A 15407-nucleotide genomic window follows, 5' to 3' on the forward strand; every position below is an offset into this window, starting at 1 on the left:
AATATAAGTTCTGCACTTACCTCCTTTCTCTTATCATTGTTTGTTACAACTCTCACCATAAAAAACAAAAAAAGTCCTAATTTCTTTAGGACTTTTTTAAATAAATTTATCAATATTATTAATTTTATATACTACCTTTTTCCATGTTATACCGCGATCTTTTGTAGTAAATATTTCTTTTTTATTACACGCCCAACCTTTACGCCGATTAAAAAAATGCAAACAAAATACATTTTTTAATAATGGATTGCTTGATACTTTAATCCATTTTGCTCCTTTTTTTATTATTTGATACCCACTCCCATTTTCACTATTTATAACCCAGCCATAATAGGAACTAAAAAACGAAACAGCCACTTTACTAGTATTTATTGTTTTATTTGAAATATGCCACGAATTCCCCTTATCAAATGAGTAATTCATTAAAAATACATCATCATTCATTTTAGTTGGTATTACTAATAAGTTATTTTTATAGATTGCTTTATAAGCCATAGCAGTCCCATTATTAATTCCTTCAAGACTTGGAATATCTTTTATAGGATGCCAACTTTCCCCACCATTTATTGTTTTAAATACCGTTGATGTTTCATAATGTTTTTGTAGTGAAATAAACCCAATTAGATCGTTTATAAATGTTATCCCTGAAATACTATCACTAATACTTATATTTTTTATTACTTTCCAAACTTTCCCTTTCGTTTTCAAATAGTATAAATTATGTTCAAATTTATTTGATGCAAGCTTTCTAGATAATACAATCCATATACTATCCATATTCGTAGCATGCAATTGTACTTGAACATCAGTCGATTTCTCCCAATCTTCTTCAACCGGTAAAATAAACTCACTCCACCTTTCTCCTCTATTAACTGTATAAAATATAGCTGGCAATAAATCGTCATTCTTTTTTGTTAAACCATATGCCCAAGAGCTTCGAGCGTTTATTGGATACCCAAATAATACAATTGAATTAAGAGGATTGACAACATCCCATTCTACTCCTCCGTTTCGAGTATATAAGATAGCCTGCTTTTTATTTGTATATTGAATACTAGCCCAACCATATTTATCCGTTCTCATTTGTAAAGAAGTAAATTGAATATCATTATTTTCCAATATATCACCTCATTCTTATTATTTATATATTCGTATGCTATTATTTTCAAAACGTTCTATCATTAGTTAGTTAAACCACCCGCTTTATCTACTATCTTTATACTTTCCCTTTTCTTCACCACTCAAATATAACGAAATTCCTTCTATTTTTCCGTTATCATATACAAACGACTGTATTTTACAAAATTCAACTATAAAAAATGCACTCCAATTGTAAACTATCCCCAACAATTAGAGTGCACTTTATATAAAATATAGCTTTTAATTTTTAAGCACTTACTACAGTAGCAACCTTATCCATACAAGTAATAAATTGAGTAATAAATGTATCAATTTCTTCTTTTGTAATTATATATGGAGGAAGTAAACGGATGATATTCCCTTGTGTTACGTCAACTAATATCCCTTTCTCCATTAGCTCTACCTGTAATTTTTTCACATTTTCATTTGTATCATTTAAACTAATTCCAAACATCATACCAGCATGACGTACTTCCTGAATATAATAAGAATTTTCTTTCTGAATTTCTTGTAATTTATCATTTAAATATAGTGACGTTTCATACGCTTCGTGCATTAAACCATCTTCAATCAATGTGTTTAATACCGTTAACCCTAAAGCCGTTCCCATTGATGAATGAGCAAATGTTGTTCCATGATCTCCAGGTGCAAATACATCACATAGCTTTTCACCTACAATAATTCCTCCTAGCGGTATCCCGCCTCCTGCTCCTTTACCAATTTGAATAATGTCCGGTGTGATATTAAAATTTTGATACGCAAACAGTTTCCCGGTTCTCCCCATACCACTTTGAATTTCATCAACGATAAGTAGTAGATTGTATTTCTCACATAAGTTTTGAACGCCATGTAAATATTCACGCGATAAAGGATAAATCCCCCCGCTGCCTAAAACCGGCTCTAGCATAATCGCAATTGGATTTTCATGAATAATTGTTTCTTCTAATTGCTCTATATTTTCGCGCTCTACTTCATATACAGGAATCGATGTTTTAGGGAAATTTTGATATACACTTTCTTGTCTCGTAAAATGAAGTGCCCCTAACGTACGCCCATGGAAACTATTCTTCAGCACTACAATTCCTTCACGTTCTTCATTCGTATTAGCTCTATATTTATCAATTAATTTCAAAGTTGTTTCTGTCGCTTCCGTACCAGAGTTTGTAAAAAAGACCTTTCCGTTTTTTAATGAGCAATCCACTAATTTCTTTGCATACTCAATCGCAACTGGGTTTAAAAAATGAAACGGCAGATGCAACGATTTTGTAACTTGCTCCATTGTCGTTTGTACAATTTTAGGATGATTGTATCCTAATACATTTACTCCTACGCCAGAAAATAAATCTAAATACTCTTTACCATCTACATCATATAGTTTACATCCTTCTCCTCTTTCCATTGCAACCTCTGTACGACAATATGTAGACATCATATATTCTTTATCTAATTGAAACCAATCCGACATGTTAAATTCCTCCTATTTATTTTCCCTGTTTATTTCTGTTCATTCTCTATAAACTCATGTATAAATTCATTTTTTAGATTAAAATTTTAATAGTAATTTTCTTCACGATATTCATTTTTCCATAATTTCTTCTATTTCAACAGGTCCACTACATACACGTTTTTTTCATCTAGCGGTCTGTTACTACTTTGCATATCATACATAATCAAGATTATAAAATCATATTTAGTAACAATAGACGAAATAAATTTGGAGGCTATATCGATGAATGAAAACTATGATAAACAGGGGCAATCTTTACTAGGGAATCACTTTAATGAAAAAGGCGAACGTAATGAACAAGCTACCCTTCACTCTCAAACAGTTGGTTCACGTGGACCCGTACTAGAGCAAGATAGTGTACTACATGAGTCATTACAACAATTTATTCATGAAAAAATTTTAGAAAGACCTGTTCATGTAAAAGGATTTGGTGCGTTCGGTTATTTTCAAACGATATATTCGATGTCTGAACATACTAAATTAAGTTTTTTACAAAATTCTAATGAGAAAGTTCCTGTTATGGTGCGATTTTCGTTAGCTGTTAGTACGAAAGGAACACCGGATACTGCTAGAAATGTACGCGGTTTTTCTACAAAATTTTATACAAAAGAAGGCATTTTTGACCTTTTATGTAATCACATTCCTGTTTTTTCTGTCCGTGATCCGATGCGTTTCCCTGAAACGATTCAAGCATTATTGCCTTCACCTAAAAATAACTTAATAGACCCTAATAGAGTTTGGAATTTTGTCGCTAAAGCACCTGAATCTATTCATTTTGTTGTCCGTTTATACTCAAACAATGGTACGGCCAAAAGTCTTCGCCACATTCCAGGGCATAGTGTTAATACATATGTATGGAGAAATGCGGAAGGTAATCGAAAGTATGTAAAGTATCATTGGTACCCGTTTGAAGGTGTACAGTACATTACTAGTAAAGAAGCAATTAAACTAGCTGCCGAAAATCCTGATTATAGCGGGAAAGATTTATATGATGCTATTGAAAATGGTAAACCAGTGGAGTATGGTTTATACGTCCAGCTCATGGATCCGAAAGATGAAGCGCACCTTTCTTATGATCCTTTAGATGACACAAAAGTATGGGATGAACAGACGTATCCTCTCATACCAGTCGGGAAAATGGTATTAAATAAAAATCCTGAAAATTTTATGGAACAAGTAGAAAAAGTCGCATTCTCTCCTTCTAATTTACTGGATGGTGCAGAACTATCAGATGATAAAATGCTGCAAGGGCGCGCTAACATTTACAGTGATTCACAAAGAAGAAGAATTGGTCCAGAATTTCGCAAATTAACGATTAACCAGCAGCAAGATTGGACACCTGCTAATCAAATTACAACCGGTGAAGGAAGGTACGTTGAAGGTAAACTTGAAAGAGCTTCTATAACGAAACAGGATGACTTTACACAAGCTGGTGAATTTTATACGAAGTTACAGCCAATGGAAAAAGAACATCTCGCTGAAAACTTAGCTAGTGATTTGAAAGTTATATCCGATGATATTAGGGAGATCGTTTTGGGGTATTTCAATCAAGTATCAACTGATTTGAAAACAAGCATTGAGACAAAAATGAAAGAGCATTAAGAAGATTAAAACATGCTTTACGAATGAGAATTCAGATCTATATTAATTATTTTCTTATCAAAATCCAATGAGGTTATTTAAATTAAAAATATAAAGCCAACATATCCCTGTTCTATAATTAGAACAGGGATATGTTGAATTAGTTTAATGTTTAACATTAAATACTTTATTTCGCTAAAAAATGTAATAAGTAGCCTTTCAAAACAAACTATAGTAAACTATTTTACTTGTACCGTATAATTCCCTGTTCCACCACCATACTTATATACACTTAAGTAATATTTCCCTGGCTTTGCATTATAATTTCCAAGCAATTTGTTTCCATCATGTTTTGTTGCATAAGCTACATAATTATTTAAATCTGATTCAGAATATAATACCCAGTTCAATCCAAGATTTTGTTCGTTCGTAACAGAAATTTGTAAATCTTTTTGATCCTTTACATCAATAACAAATTTATCCCCCTGATCTTGATCGCTCAAGGTTCCTCTTAACAAAATATTCAAAGATAGTGGGTTTGCTGTTTCAAATGAATTATTTGGTTCTTTTTCTACAGCCGTACCTTCTTCCGTATTCACTCCGCTAAACACAACATCATATTCAAATTGCCCAGCATTATTTACACGGTAATTTACAAAATAAGCAGTCAATGTTTTATATCCAGTCCACTCTTTTCCTGAAAGACGTTTCAACATATCATTCGTTGCTTCATTCATCACTTTCCAGTCCTCAACTTCTCCTTTAGCCGCACTTCCTGTATATGTCCCCTGTAGTGTAAATGTATTAAAGAATTGTGATTTATTCTTTGTTACTTTCACATCTTTTAATTTCGCTTCATTCGTAATATCTGAAGTAACGTCCGAAAGCGATTTTGGATCATGCTGAGTTAAATACTCATCTGATACTTGTGGAATTGTATACTTATCACGATTATCAATAAGCATTTGCATATAAGATTGATATTCTTCATTTAACTTATTATCTTTGCTTAATGTAGCACGGTATTCATCGTAACTTGAAACATCATTTGCGCGAATTAAATCATGTACTTTATCGAACATTTCTGGGCGCTTATTATACATATATGATTGCAGTGCAAACGAATAATTATAAAAATCCCACGTTCCATATTTCGCATTTAATGTTTGTGATGCTGTATAACGTTTTGCAGGATCATTAGATAACCCACCAATTATACTTTTTCGTGGTACTACACTATCTAATCGCGTTGCACCTGCAAAGAACTCTGCATTCCCTTCTTCAAACCATGTTAAACGTTCATTTTGATACATTTCCCCTTGGCCCCATAATCCCTGAACTTCGTACCTTCCCTGTAAGTAGTGCGTAAATTCATGGCGGAACAATTCTTCCAGACTATAAATACTTTGCTCTGGTGTACGTTCATATGTAAAGAAAGTCCCTGTCCCTTCAATATAAATCCCACCATTATTCGTTTCATATCCGTACAGCTGACGATTAAATTGATACTCATCTGGGCTATTATAAATAACCATCGTTAACACATCATCAGCATGTCCACTTTCAAGTGGTTTATCGCTACCAACTGTACGATAAAATTGAGAACGCACCTCTTTTGCCGCCCAGTATAGACGTTTAATTTTCTCTTCGCTAACTTTATCCCCAGCTTTAAAGACAATTGCACCATCATCAAACGTATACGTTTTCGGTAAATATTTCTTTTTACCCTCTTCTCGAATTTGATCTAAATTTACAGTTTTTCCACTCGCATCTATTCCTCCATAATTTGTAGTAATTTGTTCTGCCGCAACAAAGTATTGCTCTCCTAAATATGGATAAATTCGCATTGCATCTGTAACAACTTGTTGTCCTTTTGTGGGCGTGCTATGAAGCTTGCCCAATCGGCCAGCATAGTAAATTCCATTATTAATTAACCATCCGTTTTTATTTGTTACTGTACCAAGTAGTGCAAAACGATTTATTTCATTAATAAAGTTATCAATATTTCGAAACCACATCGTATCTTTTGGCTCTTTTCCAGTCGTGTACATATCCGTCTGAATATCAAAGTCAATTCCCTTCATCAACTCATATATAGCGTCTCCTTTTGTTCGGTCTTCAATGAAAGTTGCAAGATTATCGTTATATTGTTTAAAAATTTCACCTGCATATAAAACCGTTTCAACATCTGCTGATGCATTTCCAATTAATTTTCCATATGATGCAATTACTTTATTTTGTTCTGATGTACCAAGTTTGAAATTTGGATTTTTTGCAATTGTTTTTAAAGCTGGTAAACATTTATCATGGTAGCTACGCTCATTTAGTTTGCTTAATTCATCATGGTAAAAACCTAAATAAAACGCTGCACGTAGAGCTTCTACTAATGTTTCAATCCCTTTTGAATCATCTTGCGTATAAGCTTGTCCTTGTTCTGCTAGTTTATTAATAATCGCTTGCATTCGGCTATCATCTTGATAGAATTTAAGACTATCACTATTAAACTGAAATAATTCCGGAATTTGATACCATTTAATTGTCACAAGAAGATCAGTTAATTGTTTATTATTTAATTGATTTAACTCAGCCATCGAATACTTTTTTTCTTCAGCTAACGGCTTAATATTATCGGTTGGTGCTAGTGGACGCTGCGATAAATCCGCTAATTTTAACCGTTTTGTAAAAGATTCATTTTCTTGTACTTTTGAAGGGTGCGCCAATTCATCAACAGATTTCTGTATTCCTACCGGCTCCATTTGTAATACGTTCTTCACATTTTTCTCTTTTGTCTCTGCTTGAATTTGCAAACCATTACATGTTATTGTCACTAGTCCAACACCAAGAATCCACTTAGAAATTTTCGAATATTTAACCATACCATTGCCCCCTAATAATTTAAATGAAAATTCAGAATTTTAAAATCAAAAAAACCACTTATTTGTATGTATTTACAGTTCCGCTATAAATACAACTATGATTAATAATGCAATAGTAGCTTGTTTTATACTATTACGAGTACAGATTCCTTACATACAATCTCCCTTCCTTACATGTAATACAAGCAAAAACCGTGCCAATCATATTTCTTATGAATAGCCAACATTCTTTTATAAATACTGTAGAATAAAATATACATAGGTGTTTCGGCAATGTATAAATCATTTGACACAAAATCTAATGTTTATGAAGAACAAATTCATTGAATGTTATAAATTCATTAGGCAGTGAAAAATTTCCAACTAACAATATCCCCAATTTTTAAATCTCTCAAAAAAAGGTAAACAAACATATTCCATAAAGCTAATATGTTCGTTTACCTTTTTCTATTTCAAATCAACAGCAAAATATCGTTGAATAAAAATAGTATTAATAAGTATTTTGTTATTCATTTCTCTTTTTTAGATAATCTTTTTCACATTGTAACGGTTTGAATTTCACTTTTTTCCCTTTCTTCTTTTTCGTTTTTATAACGAGCCATTCCCCTTTTTCAACGTCTAGTTTAAGGCGTTTCATTACATTAATATTATCTTTTTCTTTATAAAGTAAAAATGCTTCTTGCGCCCTCACAAATAAGCTGGGCTGTTCGCTAAATCCACCACTATCATAAATTTTAGTTAGCGAAGTATAATAAGAATCATTTTCCTTTCCACCATACATCAAATGAGCAGCCTCCAGATCTCTTTTACTTACTTCCCAAAAACTATGTTCATCAATATTTAAATTAAATGTGGATTTAATGTCCTGTATTATATTCTTCACATACTTTTCATCTCTAACTTTTCTTTCTTCGAGACAATCCGAAGATAACTCTGGTGCATCTGATTGGGAATGTACAACGTGTTGTATCGATACACACAGAATAAATACGCTTAAAATGTAAAATATTTTTTTCATATTTACATATCACCTCAAATGATTTAGATACTATATCATTTGAGGCTTACAATATTCTTATGCTAATAATAAGAAAGATCCTATAAAATAAAATTTTTATAGGATCTTTCCTTTTAATATTGCTTTATCAAATTCACGGGCGGGGCAACTACCTTACTACTTTTCACATCATATAATCCTATAGGTGTTACTCGTATAAAAGGCAAGTGCGTCGCAGAAAAGAATAAAATTGTAAATGCTGGATCATCATACGCGTAGCCACGCTCTTGTAGTAATTTCACCATCTGTTTCTCTTCCTGTATTAATTCCCTCATTTTTAAATTAGACATAATCCCGAGCAATGGTAATGCTATTTCGTGTAACACTTCATTGTTTTCTACTATGACCATTCCACCACCGAGCTCTTTTACTCTACGAAAAGCTGTAAGCATATCTTCTTTTCTTTTTCCGATAAGAATGATGTCACCTGTACCAGAATAAGAGCTAGCAAGCCCACCTAGTTCTTTTGCAAAACCTTTGACAGCTATATTCACTTGCCAACTGCCATCACGAGCAATCATCATAAGGAAACATTCATCATGATCTGTGGACAATTCATCACAGTCTATATTGATTTCACTAGTGTATGGTTTTGTAATAACGTTATTTAATAAGTGTATCCCCGTTTTATTAGAGAAAATCATATCCTCTTTTTCTATTGACCAATCTAATGATAATGGAGTTACTTTATGTTTACTCCAGTCTATATGTAATGCCTCATGTGTATTTACACCGTCACGCTTCACCCATTTCCCCTTTGCAAGGACACTAATTGGTACTGGGTTTTCTTTACTTTCTAAAATATTGATATTAGCAATTCTACCTGTCGCAATCGAACCATGTACATGTTCCATATTATAATAGCGAGCAATATTATAACTTGCCATATCGTATGCATCTATTACTGGCACTCCTTGTTTTATCGCGGTAGAAATCATAACGTTTGTCATTCCATTCTCATAAAACGAAGGATGTGAGCCGTCTGTTGTAAAAAAGAATCTATCAAACTGCTTTACGCCTAGTTCCAACAATTCTTTCAGTAAAACTTCTAAATCTGGGCGGATTGAAGAATTTCTTAGGGAAACAGTGTAACCTTGCATAAGACGAGTGAAAGCTTCCTGCCCTGTCATCGCTTCATGATCACAATCTGTACCTAACAGTTTTAACTTCGCTAAAGTCGTTTCAGATGCACCTGGAAAATGTCCTTCTACTTTCTTCTGCAATCGCTTCGTTTCCTGCATCCAAGTTAACATTTCATCATCGCCATGTAATAGTTTTGGCCACGCTGTTAGTTCGCCGCCTTGAAGAACTGCTTTATGCTTAAGCCATTCTATTATTTCTTCACGATTAAATAAAGTTTCCCCGTTTTGCAATTCAGTTTGTCCATCAAAACGACACCACCAATACATACTTGCTGGAATCTTTTCAAATTCATCTAATAAACGAAATGCTTCTTCACGCTTTAATGTGAAAAATAAAGTTAAATTATCATTAATAAAAGTTGTTGTCCCAAACTGCATCGCATGATTCGCTAAAGTTTCAGGATTATATAATTGATATGGATGTGCATGAGGTTCTATGTAACTTGGAACTACATACTTTCCATCACAATCAATGACTTCACATTCATGCAGTTGCACTGGCAGCTTTTCCCCTACATAAACAATCCGGTCATCATAGATCCAAATATTTGCTTGCATCCACTCGCGCATATAGGAATTTAAATAAGTTGCGTTCTTACATAAAATGTGCGGACTTCTTTTACCATCTATTATTTCAACATGTTCTCGTAATTGTTTATTACTCCATTTATAATGATTTTCTCCCATTGTATTCAACTCCAAATCAACTCATAATTATTTTGATTAAAACGAGAAATAATTAACTAACTAAAGTATTTCCCATTCATAACTCCCCTATTGGCGCCCCTATATCCTTCATTATATTTAATAATTTTAAAAATAACAATTTTCAGAACCACATACCTTTTTTATCCAAAATAAAAAGAATGTCATGTAACTGACATCCTTTTTATTTTTATCGTAAGCATTAAGATTGATTTTCACTTTGAAATACAATTGATGCCATATCATAAATGCAACTACTGTCCATAGTTGCGAACTTAAAAAAGCACCTCTTTTAAATATAACTATAACAAAATTCCATTCACTTTCTTTTCATCTATTTATTAAATTCAATTTGCATCATTTTATTAAACTGCGGAACAATATCGACCCCACCTATAGAGTTGAGACTGATAGCCAATGTATGTTTGCCTCCAATTACTCCCCCAGCAAAAGTTGTAAATCCAGGAATTCCTCCTCCATGCCCCCAAACTGAAACACCGTTTGGAAGTTTAGTCTCATAGATTCCAAGACCGTATGCGTCACCAACCCCTTTTCCTTCTATAGGAACTGTAGTAAGCATTTCTTTTAGCTCGCGTTCCTTCAGTAACTTACCACCGAGTAAAGATGAAAAGAACTTATTTAAATCATCCGCATTAGAAATCATATCTCCAGCTGCATTAGCTAAACTCGGATTATAATAAGTAATATCTTTCAACTCGCCTGTTCCTTCCATTTTTACATATCCACGAGCATGATTCTTTCCTGGGATGACGGGTGAATTTCCTGGTAAAAACGTATTTGATAGGTCCAAAGGTTCAATAATTCGCTTTTCGATTTCTTCCGCATAACTATTTCCAGTTATTTTTTCAATAAGCATTCCTAGTATTACGTATCCTGTGTTTGAATACAACCAGTCTTTACCCGGCGAGAAATCTGGAGGCAGCGAAAGGCCTATTTTCACTATTTCTTCTGCTGTATACGTTTTTTTCGAATTCATTATGTCCGCGTCTTTTGACTTTAAGTATTCAGCGATACCACTCGTATGATTCAAAAGTTGTCGTATCGTAATTTGATTACCATCATACCCATTTCCTTGCACGAGACCCGGTAGCCACTTTTCAATTGGATCGTCAAGTTGTAAGCGCTTTTCTCCTACTAATTGAAGAATAGTCGTGGCAGTAAACGACTTCGTCACACTACCAATCCGAAAGCGATAATCCGAATTCACCGGTTTCTTTGTACTTAAGTCCGCCACGCCAGCAGTAAAACTACTAGTTTTTCCGTTATTAGACGCCTTAGCTAATATTCCTACAGCACCAAGCTGTACTGTTTCCTGCATTACTTGTTTCCAGCCATTACGATTCTTTTGATCATGTACTTGTGACGAACTAGAAATATTTTGAGTTGACTCTGCAGTCACAGTAAAACCAGGTGTGAATAGAGCAGTACCCGCTAATAAAACTGCAAAACTTGCTAACTTAATTGAATTACATTTTTTCATAAGGCTTTCTCTCCTCCATTAATATCGGATTGATTCAAGCTATACTTTCATCCTATATGATAAATCTCTCTTTTTTCTTATCCATTCCTTACGAAATACTTACGTTTAAATTTAAATACGGTAAACTGAGGAAGAGTTATGCATGCAAATAAAAAGAGAACATGTTTTCATTTTTTATGTAAACATGTTCTCTTAAACATTTAAAATTCTATATCAACTTTTCATCCTATTCTTTACACAACTAATTTATATTCCTTTTTACCAGCCCGCACTAGCATTCATACCATTTCCAATAATAGAAAGTAATAGCGGCCATAATACTGGTCCTAGTGTAAGAAATACATTTAGAAGTATGAGCATTCTATATCCAACGGTGAAATTGTGATTTTTACGATTAACAAATACTAAACTGATTAATGATATTATAGTTGTTAAAAATAATACTAACATTAGCAACCAATACCACACCATTAAACTAAGACTCCATGGTGTTAATAGCTCATGTATGATACAAAATGAGATTCCTAATACAGAAAAACTAAAACTAGTCACCGCTGTTTTTATAAGCCATTTATTTATTTTTTTATCGTATGTATTTTTACAATATAAATCTATTAAAGTATATAAAGATAAATATGCCATTAATACACCTATCCAAGACAATAACCAGTCTCCGTCCCCTTTGAATAATACGTACAGTAACCAACACATACCTACTGCTGAAAAAACAAAGGAAATAAGTATGCTTTTTAATACCGATTTCATTACATTTTCACACCCTTAAAAAACCAAAAATTAATTATAATTTATAAAAATTAAGTATAGGTTAACATGTAATGAAGTATAAGTAAATAAAGTTAATTTTGTTTATCTATTTAAATACGGTTTCATATAAGAAAATAATTCATGTTAATCAAATTTCCATATAAAAAAGAAAAGGTGAATATTTATGTATCCACCTTCCCATCTCCCTCTACCCACTTCATTATTTCTTCCACATCTAAATCCGTATACGTCTTTTCACCATAACGAACAGACTCATATAACGAGATAATATCCCTTGTTCTACAAATTCTTTTTAACCATTGTTGCATCGTTTCATAGGACCTTCTCTGTTCATGAAATGGTAATGTTCTTTCCCATTCAACTAACGTTTTTCTTATCTTATCTGTCGGTAACGGCTGTTCTAACTGATGAATGACTTTTTCATTCTTTATGCTTCTTACCGCAGTGTGCTTTGTAATCAATTCTTTCTCCTGTACTATTTCTGTTTTCGTCAATTTTTTCCTAATATACTTGTAGATGGCATATATAATTGATATTGCAATTATCACATAAAAAGCTATAGTAATCCATATATTTGAAAGAACAGAAAGCACGTCACTCCATAGACTTTCTCTTTCGAAAGGTTGAAATTTTTTACCCGTTTTCGTTCTTATACCTGTATCTTCTACTTCTTCATATTCATCTTCATCTATTTTGGAATCATCGAAATTTTCACCTATACTAGTAAAATCATAATTTCTTTCCGATATTGTCTTAGTCTTACTGAAAAAACGCTCTTTTACTATGTCTTGTACATACACAACACCTTGTGATAACGTTATCGCACTAATCGCAAAGAAAAGTATGATTAAAGTTCTTACACTCCATAACTTCACTTTCATATGCCGCTTCTTATTCACCATGACATAAGCCCCTTCTTATTCTTTCATTACAATCCATTTATTCGTTCTACTGTATTTCTTTGGTGAAGTACCAATAATTAAAGGAACCGCATCCAGTTCCTTTCGACGAAAGCCTGCTGTGTAAAAGTAAGAAGAAGATATAGGCGTATCTTGGTCTGATATCGAGGCAAGTACCTTTAATACATTTTGCAAATGTTTCCGATTATCCCCATTTTTTATATGTAGCAAACCGTTATCTTTTACACTATTGATCCATACTTCAAACGAACAGTTTTGCATAAGAAGTTGTTTGCATATACCTGCTGTTAATTCAATTAGTTCCTCTATATCATTTCGCAAAGAAACACCACTTTTATTTTGCAAGTTGAGATAAATCGCGTATTTATCACATTGTGTTCGCTCATACTTTTTCGCAGTTATCGTCCCTGTTTTCGCTGTTGCACTCCAGTGGATGGAACGAAAATCTTCATTTTCATAAGACTTTACTCCCATTACTTTCGTTTCATCATATAAGGGTGAAGACATCGCTTTTCGAAATCCTCGTGACCATTCTTGTAATTCAGGAACTTGTATTTTCGGAACAGCTGGTAAGACTAAATAAGAGGGCGTATCAACTTGTTTATATGTTATATGGTTCGTTATAAATCCAAAGAGATCAGTAATAACAATTTCAACTTCTTCCCATTTCGCGATGCCTCTTTTTAACGCTACAGCTTGCAAATCAAATGAAACTGACTCCCTTCCTTTTAAATTAAAATTCATATAATAATTTGAACCTGTACTATGATTTTTGTTTATTTCATCATGATTCCAAGTTAGCTTATTTTCACATTTAAATCGAAATACGATATTAAGAATAGGAAATATCGACTTGTTTGAAATTTTCATTTTGCACATATTCGTTTCACCTATAAAAACGTTCGAATTCCCTTGACTGTATTCCCATTCAACACGAGATACTTTACGTATATATACATGCATAGCACCTATTAAAATTACATATAAAAATACGAGAGATAAAAACAGTAGATCACTTGAAAATACACTTAAAATAACGGCTACAACTGACATAACCCCCATTACAAAAGGCTCCGCTAAAGGTGTATACACAAGCTGTTGATTCATCGTACATTCTCCACTGGCACACTAATCGTATGAAGAATTTCTTTCATAATTTGTTCTTTCGTCGTTTTCATCTCTCCCTCAATCGTTAACGTTAAACGATGAGCACAAACTGATGCAGCGAGCGTCTTAATATCATCTGGCGTACAGTAATCTCTTTCATTTAATATTGCCCGTGCTTGAATTGCTCTCATAAATGCCAACGTTCCCCGAGGGCTTACACCAATTTCAATTAACTCATGGTTACGAGTTGCTTCAATAATTTCAAGGAGATAATCTTGCACATCATTCCCTACTAACACTTCTCTTGCACACTTTTGCATCGTAATAATTTCTTCACTTGAAATAATAGAATGTAACGTTTCTAATGGATCATTCATTTGAAACCGATTCATCATTTCCTTTTCAGCTTCTCTCGTAGGATAACCTTGGCGTATTGTGAGTAAAAACCGGTCTAACTGAGCATCTGGTAACGGAAATGTGCCCGCTGATTCGAGTGGATTTTGCGTTGCTATAACTAAAAAAGGTTCTGGTAATGAATGTGTCTGTTTCGCAATTGTAACAGTACGCTCTTCCATAACCTCAAGTAACGAAGATTGTGTTCTCGGTACAGCTCGATTAATTTCATCCACTAATACGATATTTGCAAAAATCGGTCCTAACCTTGTTTTAAAATCCGATTCCTTTACATGAAAATATTCAAGACCAATAACATCTCCAGGCAAAGTATCCGCTGTAAATTGTATTCTTTGAAATTTAGCGTCCACACTTTTAGCCAAACTTTTCGCTAATGTTGTTTTTCCTGTCCCAGGTACATCTTCTAATAAAATATGTCCCCTTGCTATTAGAGCAATGGCTGCTAGTTCTATCGATTCGTCTTTTCCTATAATAACCTTCGAAATATTATTAGTAATTTTCTTTAATGTACTCATATAGTAATCTACCACCTTTTAATTATCTAAAAATTAAGAATATATTTTTTTCCAAATTATAACATGTAATTCGAAGATGAAATAGAGTGAAAATAAATCTTTTATTTTTTCTTCATTGCACGCAAAAAAGCACCTATTGTCGTATATTGACAATGA

Annotated in this window: 11 protein-coding genes; 1 reads left to right on the forward strand and 10 read right to left on the reverse strand. The window is 33.2% G+C overall.

Going from position 1 to position 15407, the window contains the following annotated elements:
* Positions 1-96 precede the first annotated feature (96 nt).
* A complete protein-coding gene (locus MHB52_RS15325; RefSeq protein ID WP_061664863.1) occupies positions 97-1119 on the reverse strand; it encodes a hypothetical protein in 1023 nt (340 codons plus the stop codon).
* 268 nt (positions 1120-1387) lie between these two features.
* On the reverse strand, positions 1388-2605 hold the full coding sequence (locus MHB52_RS15330; protein ID WP_001286470.1) for an aspartate aminotransferase family protein: 1218 nt from the start codon (positions 2603-2605) through the stop codon (positions 1388-1390).
* Positions 2606-2869: 264 nt separating this feature from the next.
* Between MHB52_RS15330 and MHB52_RS15335 the strand changes: the two genes are divergently transcribed.
* Positions 2870-4249, forward strand: coding sequence for a catalase (locus MHB52_RS15335; protein ID WP_061664862.1), 1380 nt, complete (start codon positions 2870-2872; stop codon positions 4247-4249).
* A gap of 218 nt (positions 4250-4467) precedes the next feature.
* Here MHB52_RS15335 and colA read toward each other — a convergent pair whose 3' ends face one another.
* The 8 genes from colA to MHB52_RS15375 form a co-directional block, all read right to left on the reverse strand.
* Positions 4468-7104: a collagenase ColA gene (gene colA / locus MHB52_RS15340; RefSeq protein ID WP_061664861.1), complete on the reverse strand. Its 2637-nt coding sequence runs from the start codon at positions 7102-7104 to the stop codon at positions 4468-4470.
* Between the two features lie 505 nt (positions 7105-7609).
* Positions 7610-8122 carry a hypothetical protein gene (locus MHB52_RS15345; protein ID WP_016118136.1) on the reverse strand — a complete coding sequence of 171 codons (513 nt, stop codon included), beginning with the start codon at positions 8120-8122 and terminating at the stop codon, positions 7610-7612.
* 113 nt (positions 8123-8235) lie between these two features.
* Positions 8236-9990, reverse strand: a complete 1755-nt coding sequence (locus MHB52_RS15350; protein WP_016118137.1) for an adenine deaminase — start codon at positions 9988-9990, stop codon at positions 8236-8238.
* Positions 9991-10342: 352 nt separating this feature from the next.
* Entirely contained in the window at positions 10343-11509 is a 1167-nt protein-coding gene (locus tag MHB52_RS15355) for a serine hydrolase domain-containing protein (protein ID WP_000710633.1), read from the reverse strand.
* A 258-nt stretch (positions 11510-11767) separates the two neighbouring features.
* A complete protein-coding gene (locus MHB52_RS15360; RefSeq protein ID WP_000843833.1) occupies positions 11768-12274 on the reverse strand; it encodes a DUF3902 family protein in 507 nt (168 codons plus the stop codon).
* 182 nt (positions 12275-12456) lie between these two features.
* Entirely contained in the window at positions 12457-13197 is a 741-nt protein-coding gene (locus tag MHB52_RS15365) for a hypothetical protein (RefSeq protein WP_000247505.1), read from the reverse strand.
* Between the two features lie 15 nt (positions 13198-13212).
* Positions 13213-14322: a DUF58 domain-containing protein gene (locus MHB52_RS15370; protein ID WP_061664860.1), complete on the reverse strand. Its 1110-nt coding sequence runs from the start codon at positions 14320-14322 to the stop codon at positions 13213-13215.
* On the reverse strand, positions 14319-15251 hold the full coding sequence (locus MHB52_RS15375) for an AAA family ATPase (protein ID WP_061664859.1): 933 nt from the start codon (positions 15249-15251) through the stop codon (positions 14319-14321). The genes MHB52_RS15370 and MHB52_RS15375 overlap by 4 nt, the downstream gene beginning before the upstream one ends.
* Positions 15252-15407 lie beyond the last annotated feature (156 nt).

Source organism: Bacillus sp. FSL K6-0073, assembly GCF_038006085.1.
Classification (GTDB): Bacteria; Bacillota; Bacilli; order Bacillales; family Bacillaceae_G; genus Bacillus_A; species Bacillus_A cereus.

Excerpts from the sequence above, each read along its gene's own strand:
- MHB52_RS15330 (WP_001286470.1), bottom strand. The coding sequence starts at position 2,605 with ATGTCGGATTGGTTTCAATTAGATAAAGAATATATGATGTCTACATAT.
- MHB52_RS15335 (WP_061664862.1), top strand. The coding sequence starts at position 2,870 with ATGAATGAAAACTATGATAAACAGGGGCAATCTTTACTAGGGAATCAC.
- colA (WP_061664861.1), bottom strand. The coding sequence starts at position 7,104 with ATGGTTAAATATTCGAAAATTTCTAAGTGGATTCTTGGTGTTGGACTA.
- MHB52_RS15345 (WP_016118136.1), bottom strand. The coding sequence starts at position 8,122 with ATGAAAAAAATATTTTACATTTTAAGCGTATTTATTCTGTGTGTATCG.
- MHB52_RS15350 (WP_016118137.1), bottom strand. The coding sequence starts at position 9,990 with ATGGGAGAAAATCATTATAAATGGAGTAATAAACAATTACGAGAACAT.
- MHB52_RS15355 (WP_000710633.1), bottom strand. The coding sequence starts at position 11,509 with ATGAAAAAATGTAATTCAATTAAGTTAGCAAGTTTTGCAGTTTTATTA.
- MHB52_RS15360 (WP_000843833.1), bottom strand. The coding sequence starts at position 12,274 with ATGAAATCGGTATTAAAAAGCATACTTATTTCCTTTGTTTTTTCAGCA.
- MHB52_RS15365 (WP_000247505.1), bottom strand. The coding sequence starts at position 13,197 with ATGGTGAATAAGAAGCGGCATATGAAAGTGAAGTTATGGAGTGTAAGA.
- MHB52_RS15370 (WP_061664860.1), bottom strand. The coding sequence starts at position 14,322 with ATGAATCAACAGCTTGTGTATACACCTTTAGCGGAGCCTTTTGTAATG.
- MHB52_RS15375 (WP_061664859.1), bottom strand. The coding sequence starts at position 15,251 with ATGAGTACATTAAAGAAAATTACTAATAATATTTCGAAGGTTATTATA.